At 58.6% G+C, this 15,465-nt stretch carries 21 protein-coding genes; 16 read left to right on the plus strand and 5 right to left on the minus strand.

Annotated elements, in window-relative coordinates:
* The first annotated feature begins 9 nt into the window (after nucleotides 1-9).
* The 6 genes from E4631_RS15515 (at nucleotide 10) to E4631_RS15535 (ending at nucleotide 6,674) form a co-directional block, all read left to right on the plus strand.
* Nucleotides 10-498, plus strand: a complete 489-nt coding sequence (locus tag E4631_RS15515; RefSeq protein WP_133656389.1) for a VRR-NUC domain-containing protein — start codon at nucleotides 10-12, stop codon at nucleotides 496-498.
* Nucleotides 476-1,270 (plus strand): hypothetical protein, encoded by a 795-nt coding sequence (locus E4631_RS26960; RefSeq protein WP_205704249.1) that lies wholly within the window; start codon nucleotides 476-478, stop codon nucleotides 1,268-1,270. The genes E4631_RS15515 and E4631_RS26960 overlap by 23 nt, the downstream gene beginning before the upstream one ends.
* Entirely contained in the window at nucleotides 1,153-3,873 is a 2,721-nt protein-coding gene (locus tag E4631_RS26535) for a DNA methyltransferase (protein ID WP_317129133.1), read from the plus strand. The genes E4631_RS26960 and E4631_RS26535 overlap by 118 nt, the downstream gene beginning before the upstream one ends.
* A 550-nt stretch (nucleotides 3,874-4,423) precedes the next feature.
* Nucleotides 4,424-5,218, plus strand: a complete 795-nt coding sequence (locus E4631_RS27050) for a toll/interleukin-1 receptor domain-containing protein (protein WP_133656387.1) — start codon at nucleotides 4,424-4,426, stop codon at nucleotides 5,216-5,218.
* 165 nt (nucleotides 5,219-5,383) lie between these two features.
* A complete protein-coding gene (locus tag E4631_RS15530; protein ID WP_133656386.1) occupies nucleotides 5,384-6,382 on the plus strand; it encodes a DUF4062 domain-containing protein in 999 nt (332 codons plus the stop codon).
* Nucleotides 6,383-6,401: 19 nt separating this feature from the next.
* Entirely contained in the window at nucleotides 6,402-6,674 is a 273-nt protein-coding gene (locus tag E4631_RS15535) for a hypothetical protein (protein ID WP_133656385.1), read from the plus strand.
* On the opposite strand, the gene E4631_RS15540 is transcribed toward E4631_RS15535, so the two are convergent.
* Nucleotides 6,671-7,054 carry a hypothetical protein gene (locus tag E4631_RS15540; protein ID WP_133656384.1) on the minus strand — a complete coding sequence of 128 codons (384 nt, stop codon included), beginning with the start codon at nucleotides 7,052-7,054 and terminating at the stop codon, nucleotides 6,671-6,673. The genes E4631_RS15535 and E4631_RS15540 overlap by 4 nt on opposite strands.
* 316 nt (nucleotides 7,055-7,370) lie before the next feature.
* On the opposite strand from E4631_RS15540, the gene E4631_RS15545 reads away from it, so the two are divergent.
* Together E4631_RS15545 and E4631_RS15550 are read left to right on the plus strand one after the other, a co-directional pair.
* The gene (locus E4631_RS15545) at nucleotides 7,371-7,874 is read left to right on the plus strand and encodes a hypothetical protein (protein WP_133656383.1); all 504 of its coding nucleotides are present in this window, start codon (nucleotides 7,371-7,373) and stop codon (nucleotides 7,872-7,874) included.
* Nucleotides 7,875-7,984: 110 nt separating this feature from the next.
* Nucleotides 7,985-8,428: a hypothetical protein gene (locus E4631_RS15550; RefSeq protein WP_133656382.1), complete on the plus strand. Its 444-nt coding sequence runs from the start codon at nucleotides 7,985-7,987 to the stop codon at nucleotides 8,426-8,428.
* Nucleotides 8,429-8,525: 97 nt separating this feature from the next.
* Here the strand turns inward: E4631_RS15550 and E4631_RS15555 are convergent, their stop codons facing one another.
* The 4 genes from E4631_RS15555 to E4631_RS15570 all read right to left on the minus strand — a co-directional run bounded on the left by E4631_RS15555 (nucleotide 8,526) and on the right by E4631_RS15570 (nucleotide 11,459).
* Nucleotides 8,526-9,050, minus strand: coding sequence for a M15 family metallopeptidase (locus E4631_RS15555; RefSeq protein ID WP_133656381.1), 525 nt, complete (start codon nucleotides 9,048-9,050; stop codon nucleotides 8,526-8,528).
* Between the two features lie 3 nt (nucleotides 9,051-9,053).
* On the minus strand, nucleotides 9,054-9,359 hold the full coding sequence (locus E4631_RS15560; protein ID WP_133656380.1) for a hypothetical protein: 306 nt from the start codon (nucleotides 9,357-9,359) through the stop codon (nucleotides 9,054-9,056).
* Nucleotides 9,360-9,646: 287 nt separating this feature from the next.
* A complete protein-coding gene (locus tag E4631_RS15565; protein WP_133656379.1) occupies nucleotides 9,647-9,955 on the minus strand; it encodes a hypothetical protein in 309 nt (102 codons plus the stop codon).
* 1,075 nt (nucleotides 9,956-11,030) lie between these two features.
* Nucleotides 11,031-11,459 (minus strand): SLOG family protein, encoded by a 429-nt coding sequence (locus E4631_RS15570; RefSeq protein ID WP_240734957.1) that lies wholly within the window; start codon nucleotides 11,457-11,459, stop codon nucleotides 11,031-11,033.
* Nucleotides 11,460-11,992: 533 nt separating this feature from the next.
* On the opposite strand from E4631_RS15570, the gene E4631_RS15575 reads away from it, so the two are divergent.
* The 8 genes from E4631_RS15575 to E4631_RS15610 all read left to right on the plus strand — a co-directional run bounded on the left by E4631_RS15575 (nucleotide 11,993) and on the right by E4631_RS15610 (nucleotide 15,411).
* Nucleotides 11,993-12,229 carry a hypothetical protein gene (locus E4631_RS15575; RefSeq protein ID WP_133656377.1) on the plus strand — a complete coding sequence of 79 codons (237 nt, stop codon included), beginning with the start codon at nucleotides 11,993-11,995 and terminating at the stop codon, nucleotides 12,227-12,229.
* A gap of 3 nt (nucleotides 12,230-12,232) precedes the next feature.
* Nucleotides 12,233-12,424, plus strand: a complete 192-nt coding sequence (locus E4631_RS15580) for a SymE family type I addiction module toxin (protein WP_133656376.1) — start codon at nucleotides 12,233-12,235, stop codon at nucleotides 12,422-12,424.
* 48 nt (nucleotides 12,425-12,472) lie between these two features.
* Nucleotides 12,473-13,000 (plus strand): hypothetical protein, encoded by a 528-nt coding sequence (locus E4631_RS15585; RefSeq protein ID WP_133656375.1) that lies wholly within the window; start codon nucleotides 12,473-12,475, stop codon nucleotides 12,998-13,000.
* A 54-nt stretch (nucleotides 13,001-13,054) separates the two neighbouring features.
* A complete protein-coding gene (locus tag E4631_RS15590) occupies nucleotides 13,055-13,369 on the plus strand; it encodes a hypothetical protein (RefSeq protein WP_133656374.1) in 315 nt (104 codons plus the stop codon).
* A gap of 49 nt (nucleotides 13,370-13,418) precedes the next feature.
* Nucleotides 13,419-13,652 (plus strand): hypothetical protein, encoded by a 234-nt coding sequence (locus tag E4631_RS15595; protein ID WP_133656373.1) that lies wholly within the window; start codon nucleotides 13,419-13,421, stop codon nucleotides 13,650-13,652.
* Between the two features lie 67 nt (nucleotides 13,653-13,719).
* Entirely contained in the window at nucleotides 13,720-14,409 is a 690-nt protein-coding gene (locus E4631_RS15600; protein ID WP_133656372.1) for a hypothetical protein, read from the plus strand.
* Between the two features lie 52 nt (nucleotides 14,410-14,461).
* Nucleotides 14,462-14,710: a hypothetical protein gene (locus tag E4631_RS15605; RefSeq protein ID WP_133656371.1), complete on the plus strand. Its 249-nt coding sequence runs from the start codon at nucleotides 14,462-14,464 to the stop codon at nucleotides 14,708-14,710.
* Nucleotides 14,711-14,745: 35 nt separating this feature from the next.
* On the plus strand, nucleotides 14,746-15,411 hold the full coding sequence (locus E4631_RS15610) for a PD-(D/E)XK nuclease-like domain-containing protein (RefSeq protein ID WP_133656370.1): 666 nt from the start codon (nucleotides 14,746-14,748) through the stop codon (nucleotides 15,409-15,411).
* Nucleotides 15,412-15,465 lie beyond the last annotated feature (54 nt).

The following is a 15,465-nucleotide window of genomic DNA, read 5'->3' on the forward strand; positions in this document are numbered from 1 at the left end:
CCCCGCACCATGAAGCCTACCCCTCAAACTCCTATCGAGTTGTACGACCTCAAAGCCGACGAGATAACCGCTCACATCCTGGGCTATCTACGCGCCAAAGGCTTCGTCGCGTGGGCCCAGGACAACCGCGGCCGCTACAACCCCAAAACCAGCAAGTGGTATCCGCACCCCAACAACCGGGTAGGCGTGCCCGACATCATCGGCTACCGCAAGTCAGATGCTCGGTTTATCGGGGTAGAAGTCAAAGCCGGCCGTGACACCCTGAGCAACTTCCAGATTGACTTTCTGAACGAGTTGAAGGAGCACGGCGGCCTGCCATTCGTGGCCTACGACTTCGCTGGCTTCGTGTGGTCGTTCGAGCAGCGCGGCTTGCACCTGCCCATGGCCACCACCGCCAGTCCCGACGCTGGAGTACCGCCGCCCCCAACGAGCCTGCCAGGCCTCACCACCACCCACGACGAGCCCGCCCCTTACCATGCTCAAAATACCCGGTCTTAACACCTACTTTGGCGGAAAGGGAGCCAGCGGCACCTACCAGCGCATCATCAACCACATCCGGCCCCACGACACGCTGCTGATTCCATTCGCGGGCAATTGCGCCGTGACCCGCGCCATGCGTTGGCCCGGCCGCGTGCTCGTCAACGACCTCGACGTGGCGGTGGTGGCCGCCTGGCGCGCCGCCAACCTCGGCACGCAGCTGGAGGTGTACAACCTGCCTGCTCTCGACTTCATCCATGAGTCACTACAGTGCCCCGAACTCGGCCGCGTCGTCATTTACTGCGACCCACCCTACCCGCTCGACAGCCGCAAGAGCCAGCGCCTCATCTATAACCACGAGATGACCGACCAGCAGCACCGCGAGTTCCTCGACGCTGTGCGCTGGCTGCGCGTCGACTGCCTGGTGAGCACTTACCCTAACGACCTCTACGCCGACCAGCTCAGCCATTGGCAGCGCACCGAGTTCCAGAGCCAGACGCGCAAGGTGGCCCGCTGGGTAGCCCGCTACCGCGGGATGACGCCTCACGAGCAGCAGCGCATCCTACGCCAGATTTTGGAGAACGCACCGCAAGAATTAGTGAAACAGCTAATTACATTACCTTCGCCCGCATGCCCTTTTCCCTTGCCGAACTGCGCCACCGCGCCGCCGATTTTGTGCGTCAGCACGCCGACGACTACAACGAAAAATCCCAGGCCCAAACGTTTCTGCGCGACTTCTTCGATGTGTTTACCCCGCAGGGTCACCGTCGCGCCCGCTTCGAAACCCGTGTAAAAAAGCCTGACGGTTCCCAAGGCTACATCGACGCCCTATGGCCCGGCACCCTGCTGGTGGAGATGAAAAGCCGCGACCGCGACCTCGACGCTGCCCACCAGCAGGCCCTCGATTACCTGCCCCGCCTGCCTCAGGCCCACCTGCCCGGCTTCGTGCTCGTCTGCGATTTTGCTCGCCTGCGCCTTTACGACCTCGACTCTGGTGAGCGCCACGACTTTGCTTTGGCCGAGCTACCCGAGCACCTGCACCTCTTCGGCTTCCTCACCGGTTACCGCCCCGCCGGCACCCAGCGCCCCGAAGACCCCGCCAACGCCGAGGCCGCCGAGCTAATGGCCCAGCTCCACGACGCGCTGCTGGCCGATGGCTACGCCGGCCACCCCCTGGAGGTGCTGCTGGTGCGCCTGCTCTTCTGCCTCTTTTCCGAGGACACCGCCATCTTCGACACAGCTGAGTTCCGGGCTCTACTGGAAGAGCACACCGCCCCCGACGGCCACGACCTCGGCGCCAAGCTTGGCGAGTTGTTTGCCGTGCTTGACACGCCGGCCGCCGAGCGTGCCCGCGCCCTGGCCCCGCACCTGGCCAACTTCCCCTACGTCAATGGGGCCTTGTTTCGGGAGAATTTCAGGCCGCCAGCTTTCACCGAGGCCACCCGGCAGCGGCTCATCGACTGCACCTACTTCGACTGGTCGCGTATCTCGCCCGCTGTATTTGGCTCGCTGTTCCAGAGCATTGCCGACCCCAAGCAGCGCCGCACCGTCGGCGCGCACTACACCTCCGAGCACAACATCCTGAAGGTGCTCGACCCGCTGCTGCTCGATAGCTTGCGCCAGGAACTGGCCGCCGCCGGCACTAACCGCCCCGCCCTCACCCGCCTGCAGCAGCGCGTGGCCGGTCTGCGCCTGCTTGACCCCGCCTGCGGCTGCGGTAATTTCCTAGTGGTGGCCTACCGTGAATTGCGTATACTCGAACATGAAATCCTTGACCGCCTCTACGCCAGGGGCGCGGCCGGCGGCGTGAGCATCAACCTAGCTCTTTACCAGCTGGTGAAGGTGGAACAGGTAGCCGGTATTGAGGTCGAGGAGTTCGCGGCCCGCATCGCCGAAGTGGCTCTCTGGCTCATGGACCACCAGCTTAACCTAGCTCTGTCGGCCCGCTTCGACCAGCGCTACGTGCGCCTACCCCTTACTGGCGGCGCCCGCATCGTCAACGATAATGCACTGCGCGTGAATTGGGAAATCGAGTTTCCAGCGCTGGACTATATCGTGGGCAACCCGCCGTTTGTGGGGAAGAAAGAGCAGACCGCAACGCAGAAAGCAGATTTGCTCAGAGTATTCACCGGTATCAAAGGTGCCGGTGTTCTGGACTTTGTGTGCGGCTGGTACAAGAAGGCGGAAGAGTATATCAACCGCCCGAATAGCACGCATGTCAAAGCTGCTTTTGTATCCACTAACTCCATTACTCAGGGTGAGCAGGTCGGGCTTCTGTGGAATGTGTTACTAAATCGCAATATTAAAATTAATTTCGCGCACCGAACTTTCAAATGGACCAATGAAGCCCGAGGGAACGCGGCCGTTCAATGCGTCATCATCGGGTTCGGGGTACAGGAGGAAAGACAAAAGCTGCTATTTGACTACGAAACACCCACTTCCTTGCCTCAACGACGCTTGGTCAGCAACATAAATCCCTACTTAGTCGACGCAGCAACAGTCCTACTACCCAATCGGAGAACGCCCATTTCGGCAGCACCAGCATTGAACTATGGGAGCTTTGCCCTCGACGACGGCGAATACACATTGTCTCCCTCTGACCGAGAGAATTTACTTAATGCTGACCCGCGCACAGCTAAATTCATTCGGCCTTTTCTAGGCGCTCAGGAGCTTATCCGTGGGCAGCAACGCTATTGCTTGTGGTTGGCAGATGCTCTGCCAAGCGAAATACAGACCATTCTACCTATAAAAGAGCGGGTGCAGCGCGTCCGAGCATGGCGAGCATTAAGCCAACGACAAAACACGTTAGCACTGGCAGCTACCCCCACGCTTTTTGCAGAAATCAGGCAGCCCAACTCCGATTATTTAGCCATTCCTACAGTTTCTTCAGAGCGTCGCCGTTACTTGCCAATTGCCTATTTGACCGCAGACGTAGTGGCCTCAAATCAGCTTTACATCCTGCCTAACGCTACCCCATTTTATTTTGGCATCCTCACATCTGAGATGCACATGGCTTGGATGCGTCAGGTATGCGGCCGTTTAGAAAGTCGTTTCCGATATTCAGCGGGCATCGTCTACAACAACTACCCCTTCCCGCCCACGCCCACCGAGGCCCAGCGCCAAGCCGTCACCGCCGCCGCCGAGGCCGTGCTGGCCGCCCGCGCCGCCTTCCCCACCGAAAGCCTGGCCGCCCTCTACGACCCCGATACCATGCCCCCCGCCCTGGCCCGCGCCCACCAAACCCTTGACCGCGCCGTGGACCGCTGCTACCGCCCCCAGCCCTTCACCACCGAGCTGGCTCGGCTCGAATTCCTCTTCAGCCTCTACCAGCAACTTAGCGCCCCAGTACTTAGCGCCGTGCCCAAAGCAAGGGCACGCATACCTAAAGCAAGTTAGCAGCTACATCTATTGGGGATATGCTCATAGATGCCGCCCCACGAGTAGCAGCGCATCCTGGGCCAGATTCTGGAAAATACACCAGATGAGTTAGTAAGGTATCTACTACAGTCTCGCTAAAAATAATGATGCTTGAAACCATTTGAAGCTCAGATGTAGTTGTAAATAAATCCGAGATTTTTCGGATAGTCTTAATTAAAACAACAATCCGTTATGCCCATCAAGCCCGGCCCCAAGCCAAAGAAAGAAGACGGCACCCTTGACGAAAGAAGAAGGGTAGCAGAACCAAATCAGCCGAAATACCCGGACCTGAAACCTCACAAGCACACGCCTGGCAAATAGTTTTTACTCTTATTGCCGGTGAAAGAAAGCCCGTTACGCACATGCGAACCGGGCTTTTTCTTTATATACAGCGGCAGAACGGGCGGTGTCGGCCGAGGATTCCGGAAGGCACCGCCAACGCCAACGGTGCAGGAAACTTTTTGAAGAACAGATGAGGTTGTGACTCTAACCCCAAACGTTTGGGGCAGCTTCTAACAAGGCAAAAAGTATGTCAAGATGTACAGCACCAGTAAGAGGACACCACTCAGCGGAAGCGGAAGCAAACTGTCCTGCTTGTAGTAGTCGCTCACGCTACAGTTCCTACCCCTCTTACTCTAGGCCCTCCTACCCGACACCCTCCTACCAAGCACCTTCCTCGTCGGGGAGCAGTTCCGGTAGTCGGAGCAGCGGAGGCGGCAGAACCATTAAGCCACGCTGGTCGCGGGGAGGTTCGGGGTCGCGAGGTGGTTCGGGGTATGGAGGTGGTTCGGTCATTCTGTACACACCTGCCGAGGTGCGGGCACTTGAACCGGTCCGCGTAAACGTCGAGAAGCAATTGGTCGTCGAGAAGCAATTGGTCGAGCAGCACTTGCCCGTACCTGACACTCGGGACTATTTTCTTTGCCACGCGTGGGATGACCGGAAAGAGGCTGCTAAAGAGTTGCATGACCAACTCGTGTCGCATGGTGCCTCAGTCTGGTTTAGTGAAAAGGACGTAATTCTCGGTTCAACATTACTCCGCGAAATTGATAAAGGACTAATAAAATCGCGAGTTGGAATTGTGTTAGTGACCCCGGCATTTCTGCGTGGCCTCCCAAAAATGGGCATCGCAGACAAAGAACTTTCGGCTCTACTTGCACAGGATAGACTTATTCCCATTGTGCATAACACGACATATGAAGCCCTCCGCGAGGTGAGTCTTCTACTCGGCTCGCGAAGTGGCTTAGACACGGCAGAGGAGTCAATGACAGCCATAGCAGCCAAGCTAGCCGAACTAGTAGCTCCAGAGTTGGTCACTCCCTAGTTCCGTTGCCCACAACGGCTAACACCTGTACGCTAATCAAAGCCCTAGCCAATTGGTTGGGGCTTTTGTTTTTAAGGCCAATATATCGCTCGAGTACCGCCAAAATCGCCGTTGCTTGCTACCTTTCACAGTTCCAAAATACCGAAACACTCGATTGAGAATTAAATGGAAAAACGCTACCAAGTTTTTATCAGCTCTACGTTTACTGACCTACAAGATGAAAGAGCCAAAGTCCAACAAGCCATTATGGAAATGGACTGCATTCCAGCCGGAATGGAGGTATTTCCAGCTATTGATGAAGAACAATTTGAGTTTATCAAAAAAGTAATTGATGATTGTGACTACTACATTCTAATCATCGGTGGCCGCTATGGGTCACTTTCGGACGCTGGAGTGAGCTACACCGAGATGGAATATGAGTACGCCGTTAACAAAGGCCTTAAGGTGATGGCTTTCCTCCACAATGACCCTAATTCACTACCCGTAAAAAAGACTGAACAAGTAACGGGCTCCAAGAAAAAATTAGCCGCTTTTAGAGAAAAGGTAGCAAGTGGCCGACTGGTAAAGGCTTGGAGTGTGGCAAATGAATTGCCTGGGTTGGTAGCCTTAAGCTTATCAAAAACCATTAAAACGTATCCAACCATAGGCTGGATACGTGGTGACAGTGCTGCAGACCCTGCGTTATATAAAGAGTTAAGCAGCTTACGAAAGGAGAATCAAGAATTAAAAGAAGCTGCTGCTAAGCGTTCTGCCGATGTATATGCGGTGGATAATATCGCCGGATTAGACGAAGTAGTGACAATCAAAGGATTTGGGGGCTGGTATGAATCAGAATCAGCAGTCTCTTGGACTGCAAGCTTATCATGGGCACAGCTTTTCAAGATTGCAAGTCCATATATACCAAATTCTGAAAGTGAGCAAACACTATCAGGCTACATAGCCGATGGTGCGCAGATATTTTCTAATAAGGCAAGTACCAAGTATGATAGTAATTACCTTGCAAATGAGTCAAAACAGTTACTAAGAATTCAATTTAAAGCACTTGGTTTAATTAAATTGTCCAGTATGAACAAAGATATTCACTGGTCTCTAACGCCAAAAGGCGAGGCGGAAATGACGAATTTACTAGTGGTACGTAAAGCGGAACTAACAAATGTTACTTAATCCACCGTTTATAAAACAATTGCTACTCGCTGCTTTGCTCTTTGGCACCTCGCTGGCCACCACCGCCCAAACTGCTCACCCGCACCACCACACCACTCACTACCGCACCACGGCCACGCGCCCGCCACCCTCGACTGGTCCCAAGGTGTACGTGTGCAGCGGCGGCAGTGCCTACGCCTACCACAACTACGAAAGCTGTTCCGGCCTCAATCGCTGCACCCACACCGTGAACGCCGTGACGGTAGCCGAGGCTGAGGGCATGGGCCGGCGGGCGTGTAGGAAATGCTATTAGCCTTGTGGATTGCCAGCAGATGTTCCACCTCCTGAAGCGCTCCTAAATTCATCATCTCCCATTATTTCTTCAGCTTCCTTATACCGCTTCAACAGCTCTGACATGTCGATTTCGCAATGCTGGTACTGCATTACAGCATTGAGTAAGTGACGAAATGCTTTACGCGCCCGATTTCCTTTCTCCACCAAGTTGAAAGAGAATATTATACCAGTTGAGAGAGAGGAAATAAACGCTAATATTTTAGTTGCTTCCACTGGTATCAGACCGCCCTTATCTCCGCCAAGAGAAACCGCTAGAAATAACGAAGAAGCTAGACTTATCACACCAAGAGCCCGGTAGAACCAATAATTTCGGAGTGCAATACCGTTGTAGATGTTCATGGAATTCATAACATCAATAGGTGGCATCTGAATCTTGGTAGGGTCCCAGTACTGCTCGTATAAGTCAAATGATATTATTCTTCGCAAATTCTGTTCTAAGAGCCGCTTCCAAGCGTGTAAGCAAAGAAGAAGGCCCGATACTATTGCGAAACCGGCTGATACAAGTTGTAAATTGATTCCAAACGAAGCGTGTACAAAAGGTAGACAGCAGAGCGAGAGAATGAATACGCAAGTCAGAACAGAACTGTATTGTAATTGTATCATGCTGCTAAGCTAGCATTGAGTATTTTATCTTTCTGGTCTCAATCTCAACTCTATGAAGAAACTACTACTCGCAAGCCTAAGCCTACTGACCTTCACGGCCTGTCACCACGACCACGAGTGTGACCCGGCCCCAATGATGGTAGCCCCAAAGCCTACCCCAGTACCCACGGCCGACGCCACCTTCCGCGTGTACGACGCCATCTTCCTAAACCAGTTTAACACGGCCATCAACGTAAACGTGTTCTATCTGGCCGACAGCTACTCGGTGCAGGAAATAGGTAAGCTCTTCGGCGGTACAACGCTGACGCCCATTCCGCCTGACACCACCTGGACCATCCGCCACGCGGTCGGCCCCGATGCGTACGACGCCGACCCAGGTAGCTTCACACGTAAACTCAAGGTAGGTAAGCGCGTCATGTTGACGTGGAGTTACCCAGAAGCCGACCCGAACGCCGCCCCACGCTACCGCACCGATGCCCAGCTATTAGGTGTGCTCACGGCGAATCAACCCGTGAAAGTGGGCATAACTATTGACCGGGGTAGAGCCGGTTTATAGTAAAAGCTGATGCTTCGTAGTAGGATAATAGAAAGTATTTGTGTTTAGGCATATTATATTGCGTCACGGTAAATTTTGCTGCCTAAATTCCAAATTTAAACATATTCTATATGCCTAAAACACTACTTGCTCTTTGTTTATTTGGTTTGGCAGTTATAGGACAATCCTGTTCCCAGGCAAATTCTCATGGCAGTTATGAAGCCTCAGCTGAGCAACCTAAAACAGCCGAAGAATTACGAGCTGAATTGTTAGTTAGAGAAGAACAATCGCCAGACGAGCAGTTGCGAATAAAAGGCACTTCTCGGCGTAATTTCATAGACCAACTCGTACTCGAAGGCACCATCAAGAATACGGCTACCCTGGCTACTTTTAAAGACCCCATTCTCACAGTAGTATGGTATTCAAAAACCAAAACGGAGCTTGATACAAAACAGTATCGGATTTACGAGTTGGTACGCGCTAAGCATTCCATTCCGTTTAAGCTCAAAACAGATGCCCCCAGTTATGTGGCAACTGTTGCAATGGGGGTTTCAGATGCAACACCAGTAGAGTAAAGAGAATCACATGACCATCACATAAAAAAACGGCCTTCCCGTTATGAGGAAGGCCGTTTTTGTTGCCTGAAATCACATGACCGTCACATAAGAACGGCTACCCCACCAACTCAAAATGCGGCCAGTCCTGAAAGTGCTCATCGACTGTTTGACCATCCCGGTCCCAATCTGCCCCCCACGTAATGCGCTCATCTGCCGCCCGCATCAGCCGCGCAAACAGCAGCAGCGCCGCATTATCCCACTTAACCGAGCCATCGGCCTGCAGGTGCGCCACATCCAGCGCCCAGCTGGGCAAGTGGTTGTGGTTGCTCTGCCCGCCCCGCTTGTAGGTGACAATGAGCTTTGCTTCAGCAGCCGAGACGTCATCCAGCCCGCACGCCTTGCGCAGCAAGTGAATCTGGTACGGCGTCTCGCGGCCCTGCGCAAATACCGCGTCCTGCTCGGCTGAGCTGCGGTAGCCTTGCGTCACGATGGGCAGCCCCAACAGCATCAGCTTCCGGTCGCCCATCCAACGCCCCAGCGCTACCCCATAGGCTGTCGCCAACTCCGGCCGCACTTGCGCGAGCCGGGCCGCCTGGCTGGCCTGCTGGGTTTTGTTCAACTGAATCGGTGTAGTAGCCATCACTTAATGAGAAATAAAAACCCCCACCAAGGCCGCCACCGATACCACCGTAACCCAGTTCCAGAAGCCGCGCCGCCGCGCCTTCCCCTTCCACTGCTTCACCATAACCTCTTGGCGGGTAGTCTCCGCTTTCTGCTCCCATAAAGCGTGCTGCACACCATTCAGCGACCGCGTTTGCCAGAAGTAAGCCGCCTGGGCCGTATCGGCCGAAGCCCGGTAGCGCCTGGCGGCCGAGGCATACGCCGCCGCCTCGCGGCGCACCACCGGCAGCATGCGCAGGCTGTCGCGCACCTTAGCGGCCTGGGCCACGGGTAAGCAAATAGTAGAACTACCAGCCGCTGGCCTAGCGGGCGTAGTCTGCGAAAAAGCGGCGCAGGGTAGCAGTATCAAGGGTAGGAGTAATTTGAGCATGGCTCTGTAAGCGGTAAAAAGTGGCAGAATCTTCCGCGGCCTGCGCGGCGGTGTACAAGTGGTGAGCACTTGAATCAAGGCGCGCAGCGTGGACACTATCGCGGCGGGCGGCGGCTTCAGCGCCACCCTGGATAGCTGGCTGTTTGGCCTGGCAGCCGGCCAGGGCCAGCAGCAGCAACACAGCTCTACTCGCCCGTAACATCAGCAGCGGGCAATGAAACAGCACTCGGAACCACCGCCGCTGCAATGACGGGTACCACGTCGGCCGGCACCTTTACCACCGCTTCCGGCTTTTGCAGCGCCTTGCGAATGGTGGCCCAGATAGTCACGCCGGCCACCAGAAACTGAATTATCATCGACCCCCATTGCTGAATCACCACTGGGTCAGGAGGGGTAAGCTGGTTCACCACCACGTCGCCCAAAAGGCCGCTGGTGAGAATTTGGGCGAAATGACCCGTTTTGCTGCTGCTAAATAACATGGCAGAAGATTGCATAAAAATGTAGAGAAGTATAAATTTGTACGTACAAAAGTAGGAAGTCGATGAGGAATTATTAATCGCCACTTTCTACCGTGTTAATTGTACTTTTTTTCTAAGTGGGCGCTCCCTTCGGGCCGGGCTGTTCAGGGCTCCGCTTTGCTACGGTGCTACGCACCCGGCCGGGGCCGATACTCGACGACACCAGCAGCCACGACGGTACTCCAGATACCTGCCCTAGCCGGCCCTTCCCATCCCTAGCGCGCTTCTGCTGAATCAGCGACTCCAAGGCCGTGCAGCGCGCCCTACGGGACACGTAGCCCGGCCAGGCTCCAGCAGCTACTGGCCCTAGCGCAAGTCCTCCGCACCCGCCCGCCTCCCGTTGGTCGGCCAGCTCACCAGCAGCCCCACGCCACGCCCCGCCTCCCGTTGGTCGGCCAGGCGTGGCTACCAATCGCCCACCACGTAGCGGGCCGCTTCCCTTTGGTCAGCCGCTCCTTTGGCCCCGCAGCTACTAGGTTTCGTGGTCACCCCACGCCACGGCTTACGCAGCCGTGTCGGCGGACTTTCTGCAGTTACTCCTGGTTGCTGGGCTCCACCTCATGCGGCGCGTCGGGGGAGCCGCTCCCGTTGGTCGGGCTCCCCTCACCGCATAGCCATATGGCGCGGACGCCAGCCCCCGGCACCGGCCCAGGTCGCCAATCCGCAAGGTCGCCGGCTCCTAACGTCACCACCTCCCATGCGGGGCGCCCTGGCCGTTTCTCACCCACCGGTCGGCGCGCAAGGCGGGCCTGATGCAGCAGCAGCGGCTTAGTGCGGCAACAGCGGCTCAGTAGCAGCGGCCCGAAGTCGGTGTGCTTCGCACGGTGTCTGTTGGGGGCGGCCCCCCAAACCCCCTAATCATGCTCAGCCTCCGGCCAGCATCTTCCTCGGCTAACGCCTCACAAGGCCCGCTTCGCGGAGAGTTTATTGGGGGCCTCAGCCCGTCCCCCAAACCCCCAGGGCAAGGCATTGAGAGGGGGTAGGTCGGCCGCCCCCGCCAGGGGCCACCGCGTCAGCCGTGGCCACCACCGCCGCGCACGGCGGGCCAGGCCTACAGCCCCAGCCCGCCGGCCACCGGGACCGCGCTGGGCGCGGCTACCCCCAGCCACTCACAGTGCCGGCCCAGCTTGGCAGCTGCCCGCGCGCTGCTCAGCGTGCCGTGGCTCTCGCCATCCCACACTAGCAGTACCAGGTCGGCTCGCTTCACTATCTCAGCGTTGCGCAGGTGGGTCGCGGCCTTGCCGTGGGCGCGGTAGTCGGGCAGCAGCTCCACCAGCGGCACCAGGTTGCGCATGGCCCACTGCGTCGCCAGCGTGTCCACCCCAGCGGCCCCGCCGCTCACCACCTGGGCCACCTTGCCTAGCGCGTGCAGCGCATCCAGGCGGCGCCCCAGCGCTTTGCAGCTCGTCACGCTCCGGCTGCCTACCACCGCCACCACCAGCCCGCGGGCACTACCTGCACATGCAGTCTCTTTTTGCACATTTTTCATGCTGCAAGTTACCTATTGTCTTCCTATTTTACTACATTTTTACTCCATTTATTCACTCGTTTAGTATACCATTATAGTGTATTTTGGTGTATATTTGTATAGCAAAGGGGGAGAGGCCCCCGGCGCTTTGCCCCTGTTGTGCAGCTGGGCCCGGCCAGCACTACAGCGCAGTTCACGGCTAGCATCTACAGCCATGCTCACTACTGTTTGCCCCGTTCTCGTCGCCGCTTTGGCCGCCAGCCACCGCCGCCACTCCCGCACTGCCGCAGGCCGTGCCCGCTCCCAGCGCCGTGCCGCCTGGGGCTCTTTCTCCCAGCGCACCATAGACCGCCGCTATTGTGGGCTCCCGTTCATCCCCGGCCCTGTTGGCGTGTGGTACCCCCGTGCTGTGCAGCTCGCGGGCGGGGTGCCTTCGCAGTTGGTTTGGCAGCCCTTGCGGGCCGCTCCTGTAGCCCAGGCCCCCGCTATTTGTCATTTCTGCGCTGGCCCCATCGACGCGGCCAGCCGTTGCGCCTGCTTTGCCCATGCATAGCCCCGCCACCGCCCAGCCGGCCGCGCCAGTTCAGGGCGCGGCCCCCACGCGGGCCGAGCAGTTAGCGGCGCTGGCCGTGCGCTACCCCCAGTTGGCCGCCCGCCTTGCCGCCCAGGAAGCGGCCGCCGCCGCTGGCCCGCCACCCCGCCCACTCTACCGCAGCAGCTACCAGCCCAGCCCCCTTGACGAGCCCGCCACCGACCCCGCCCGCTGGCAAGGCTTCCTCTAACTCATGGCCCAGCACACCGCCCGTCGCATCAAGGTCGCTCCGCACTTCGCCGCCCGCCGCTACGACACCCGCATCACTAGCAAGCTGCTGCTACAGGGCGCTTGGCTGGAAGCCGCCGGCTTCACTCCCGGCGCAGTCGCCGCCATCGAGGTGCAGGCCGGCCGCCTCATCATCACCGCCGCCCCAGTCCAGTAGCCATCCGGCCCGCGCCCTACCCCGGCGCGGGCCACAACTACCCCCATCATGCCCGCTATCACTATCACCCTTAACCAACTCGCCGCCTCTCTGCTCGGAGCCGGCGCTTATATCTACCACACCAGCCAGCGCGGCGGGTGGAAAGCCTGCGCCATCGTGTGCGGTACCCGCATCGAGCGCAGCAGCCCCGACCCCTACGCCGCCCTTGGGGCCGTGGCGCAGGTGCTCATCGAGTACGACGCGCAGCAGGCCGCCCAGGATGCCCACGACACCCCCGCCGCCCGCGCCGCTTACCGCCAGGCGTGGGCCGCCAGCGAAGGCCAGCCCGTAGCCGCCCGCTTCGCCGCCGCTGAGGCTGCCGCTACGGAGGCGGCCGATTGGCCCCGAACCATCCGAACCGAGCAGGATAACGCCCGCACCATACAGCGGCTACGCAGCATCACGGGCAGGCCCAGCGCCGCCGAGGCCGCCGCAGCCGCTAGCAGTGACGAGGACGAATGCGGCGGCTGTGAGGTGTGCGACGGCACCGGCCGCCTTGGCCGCAAGCTGTGCCCCGAGTGCGCCGGCCAGAATTGATAAACCCACCCAAGGGCTGGCCACCAGCGCCGGCCCCACTTTCTCCCCAGCACCATGCCCACCACCGCTACCACCTACCAGCCTCATTTGCTCGACCCGCACAGCGCCGAGCCCCAGTTCATCAGCCCCGCCAATGGCAAGAGCTTCAAACTAGCCGAGCTGTACCGCTTGCTCGACTGCCGCACCGTCGAAGTGGTGCGCCTCACCGGCGAGCTGATTTTGATAATCGACGAGGAAGGCAAGTTCCGCAACCCCGCCTACCTCAACCTGCTGGCCACCTACCTCTGGTATCAATACCAGCCCGAAGCGCGGGGCGTCGATTCCATTGTCGGCCGCGCCATCCTGTGCCACGACAAGCAATTCAAATAACCACCCAGGGGCCGGCGCAGGTCGGCCCCGCATTCCCCACCAGCATCTTATGAAAGCCCCCATTTTCAGCGCCTACGCTCCGTGCCGCACCGCTGCAGCTGCTACCCTTCAGACCCTCGCGAGTACCACCAGCCCCGACGAGCAGCCCGCTACCAGTAACTGCCCGCAGTGCAACGGGGCCGGCTGCCAGCACGCCGTACCGCCCGGCCAGCCGGTGCATGGTGGCGACATCTACGAGTGCTACCACTGCGAGGGCACAGGCCAGGTACTCGCCACTAACTAACCCAAACGGCTCAGGGGCCGCGCCGCCGAGCGGCCCCACCTTTTTCATTCCCCAACCACCGCCCATTATGGCAACTACTAAAACCACCCCCGATGCCCCCGCCGCCGCTCCGGCCGCCGCAGTTACTCCCAGCCGCGCCTACCTCACTGCTACCGTGAGCGAGGACGGTGAGCTGACCGAAACCAGCCGCTTCAAGTACCTCCCCGGCCACCCCCGCCAGATTCGCGCCGACCTCAAAGCCGGCGTGTTCAACCTCAACGGGCAAGAGGTGCTGGGCAAGTCGCTCACCTTCATTCCCGTGGCCCTGCGCATCTTCTCCGACAACATCCTGAGCATGGGCCGCAAGGTGTGGGCCGAGCTGTTTTTCATTGACAAGACCGGGGCCGTGTGCGCCGTGCTGTTCCACGGCTACAGCGTCGAGAACCTGCAAAAGCTCAACGCCAGCTTGTTTTACGACGACTTGAGCCTGACCGACGTGGAGCTGACCGTTACCCCCGTCAAGAAGCAAACCGAGAAGGACGGCAAGCCCGCCACCTACTTCATTGCCGAGTTCAGCTACGCCCCCGCCGACCCGGCCGAGGTGCAGGCCCGCCAGGAGTTTGCTGAAGATGTCGACCTCTACCGCGAGGAAACCCTGACGGGCCTGGCTGATATGCGCCTGGTCAACGGCTACCGCATCCCCGAGGGCTACCAGTTCCCCGAGCAGCGGGCCGCCAAGCAGCTCACCACCGCCGAAGCCGCTGCAGGTACCGAGTAATCCACCGGCCCCCGACTCACCGACAGGGGAGGGGGCCACTTTTTACTGACCTATGCTACAGCTACCCGAACTCCGCCAAGAGCAGCCCGCCCGCGATGAGGCCGAGGCTGCCCGCCTCACCCAGCTAGCCCAACTCATGACTACCACCGCCCCGCTGCCCGACCTACGCGACTTGGCCCCCGCCGTGCGCCAGCTCTTTCCCGAACCTACCTATGAAGTCGGCTGCGGCGGTTCCCACATCTGGCTGCACCGCGCTGACGACCCTCGCCGCCTGGCCTGCATCCTAGACCACTACCAGTAACCCCAATTGCTAATTGCTAACTGATAATTGAAGCCATGTTCACCAACCTACAGCACCTCCCCAGCCTCACCCAGGAGCAGCACCGCGCCCTACCCTTTATTAGCAACACAGACTTGAGCAACCTGGCTGACCAGCTGCTGGGCCGCCTTCGCATCGTTAACTCCTACACCACCGACGCGCTTACCTTCGGCAGCCATTTCCACAGCGCCATACTGGAGCCTGAGCAGTTCCAAGCCATTGGCCAAGACTTGGCCGGCCGCGAGCGCAGCCAGTGGACCACGGCCGGCGAGTTGGCCCGCGTTATCAAACGCCACCGCTACCCACGCCACGTTTGCTATTTGGGCCAGGCCGAGCAATCATATACGGCCACCCACGCGGCCACCGGCCTCACGGTGAAGGTGCGGCCCGACCTACTCATCGACAGCCCCCAGCGCCGCCGCCGCACCCTCGTAGACTTCAAAACCACCAGCTGCAAAGACCTCGCGCAGTTTCTCGAAACGGTAGATAAGTACGGCTACGACCGCCAGGGCGCGCTCTACGCCGACGCGCTGGGCGCGCACCGCGTGGTGCTCATTGCGGTGCAGAAGAAGCCTGCAGTAGGCCAGGAGCCGGCCGTGTGGGTGCATGAGTTGACCGACGAGCAAATGCAGGTTGGCCGCAAGAAGTACGGCAAGCTCTTGCAGTGCTACGCTAACCAGTAGGCAACTTTAAGTCATATTGCGTGAGGTATTTATTGCCTAATACTGTGATGTAAA

Source organism: Hymenobacter sp. UV11, from assembly GCF_004684095.1.
Classification (GTDB): domain Bacteria; phylum Bacteroidota; class Bacteroidia; order Cytophagales; family Hymenobacteraceae; genus Hymenobacter.

Bases quoted from the DNA above. Each gene is read 5' to 3' on its own strand.
- E4631_RS15605 (WP_133656371.1), top strand. From the start codon at position 14,462: ATGCTACAGCTACCCGAACTCCGCCAAGAGCAGCCCGCCCGCGATGAG.
- E4631_RS26960 (WP_205704249.1), top strand. From the start codon at position 476: ATGCTCAAAATACCCGGTCTTAACACCTACTTTGGCGGAAAGGGAGCC.
- E4631_RS15515 (WP_133656389.1), top strand. From the start codon at position 10: ATGAAGCCTACCCCTCAAACTCCTATCGAGTTGTACGACCTCAAAGCC.
- E4631_RS15545 (WP_133656383.1), top strand. From the start codon at position 7,371: ATGAAGAAACTACTACTCGCAAGCCTAAGCCTACTGACCTTCACGGCC.
- E4631_RS15610 (WP_133656370.1), top strand. From the start codon at position 14,746: ATGTTCACCAACCTACAGCACCTCCCCAGCCTCACCCAGGAGCAGCAC.
- E4631_RS15590 (WP_133656374.1), top strand. From the start codon at position 13,055: ATGCCCACCACCGCTACCACCTACCAGCCTCATTTGCTCGACCCGCAC.
- E4631_RS27050 (WP_133656387.1), top strand. From the start codon at position 4,424: ATGTCAAGATGTACAGCACCAGTAAGAGGACACCACTCAGCGGAAGCG.
- E4631_RS15550 (WP_133656382.1), top strand. From the start codon at position 7,985: ATGCCTAAAACACTACTTGCTCTTTGTTTATTTGGTTTGGCAGTTATA.
- E4631_RS15600 (WP_133656372.1), top strand. From the start codon at position 13,720: ATGGCAACTACTAAAACCACCCCCGATGCCCCCGCCGCCGCTCCGGCC.
- E4631_RS15565 (WP_133656379.1), bottom strand. From the start codon at position 9,955: ATGCAATCTTCTGCCATGTTATTTAGCAGCAGCAAAACGGGTCATTTC.
- E4631_RS15555 (WP_133656381.1), bottom strand. From the start codon at position 9,050: ATGGCTACTACACCGATTCAGTTGAACAAAACCCAGCAGGCCAGCCAG.
- E4631_RS15580 (WP_133656376.1), top strand. From the start codon at position 12,233: ATGGCCCAGCACACCGCCCGTCGCATCAAGGTCGCTCCGCACTTCGCC.
- E4631_RS15575 (WP_133656377.1), top strand. From the start codon at position 11,993: ATGCATAGCCCCGCCACCGCCCAGCCGGCCGCGCCAGTTCAGGGCGCG.
- E4631_RS15585 (WP_133656375.1), top strand. From the start codon at position 12,473: ATGCCCGCTATCACTATCACCCTTAACCAACTCGCCGCCTCTCTGCTC.
- E4631_RS15540 (WP_133656384.1), bottom strand. From the start codon at position 7,054: ATGAACATCTACAACGGTATTGCACTCCGAAATTATTGGTTCTACCGG.
- E4631_RS15595 (WP_133656373.1), top strand. From the start codon at position 13,419: ATGAAAGCCCCCATTTTCAGCGCCTACGCTCCGTGCCGCACCGCTGCA.
- E4631_RS15530 (WP_133656386.1), top strand. From the start codon at position 5,384: ATGGAAAAACGCTACCAAGTTTTTATCAGCTCTACGTTTACTGACCTA.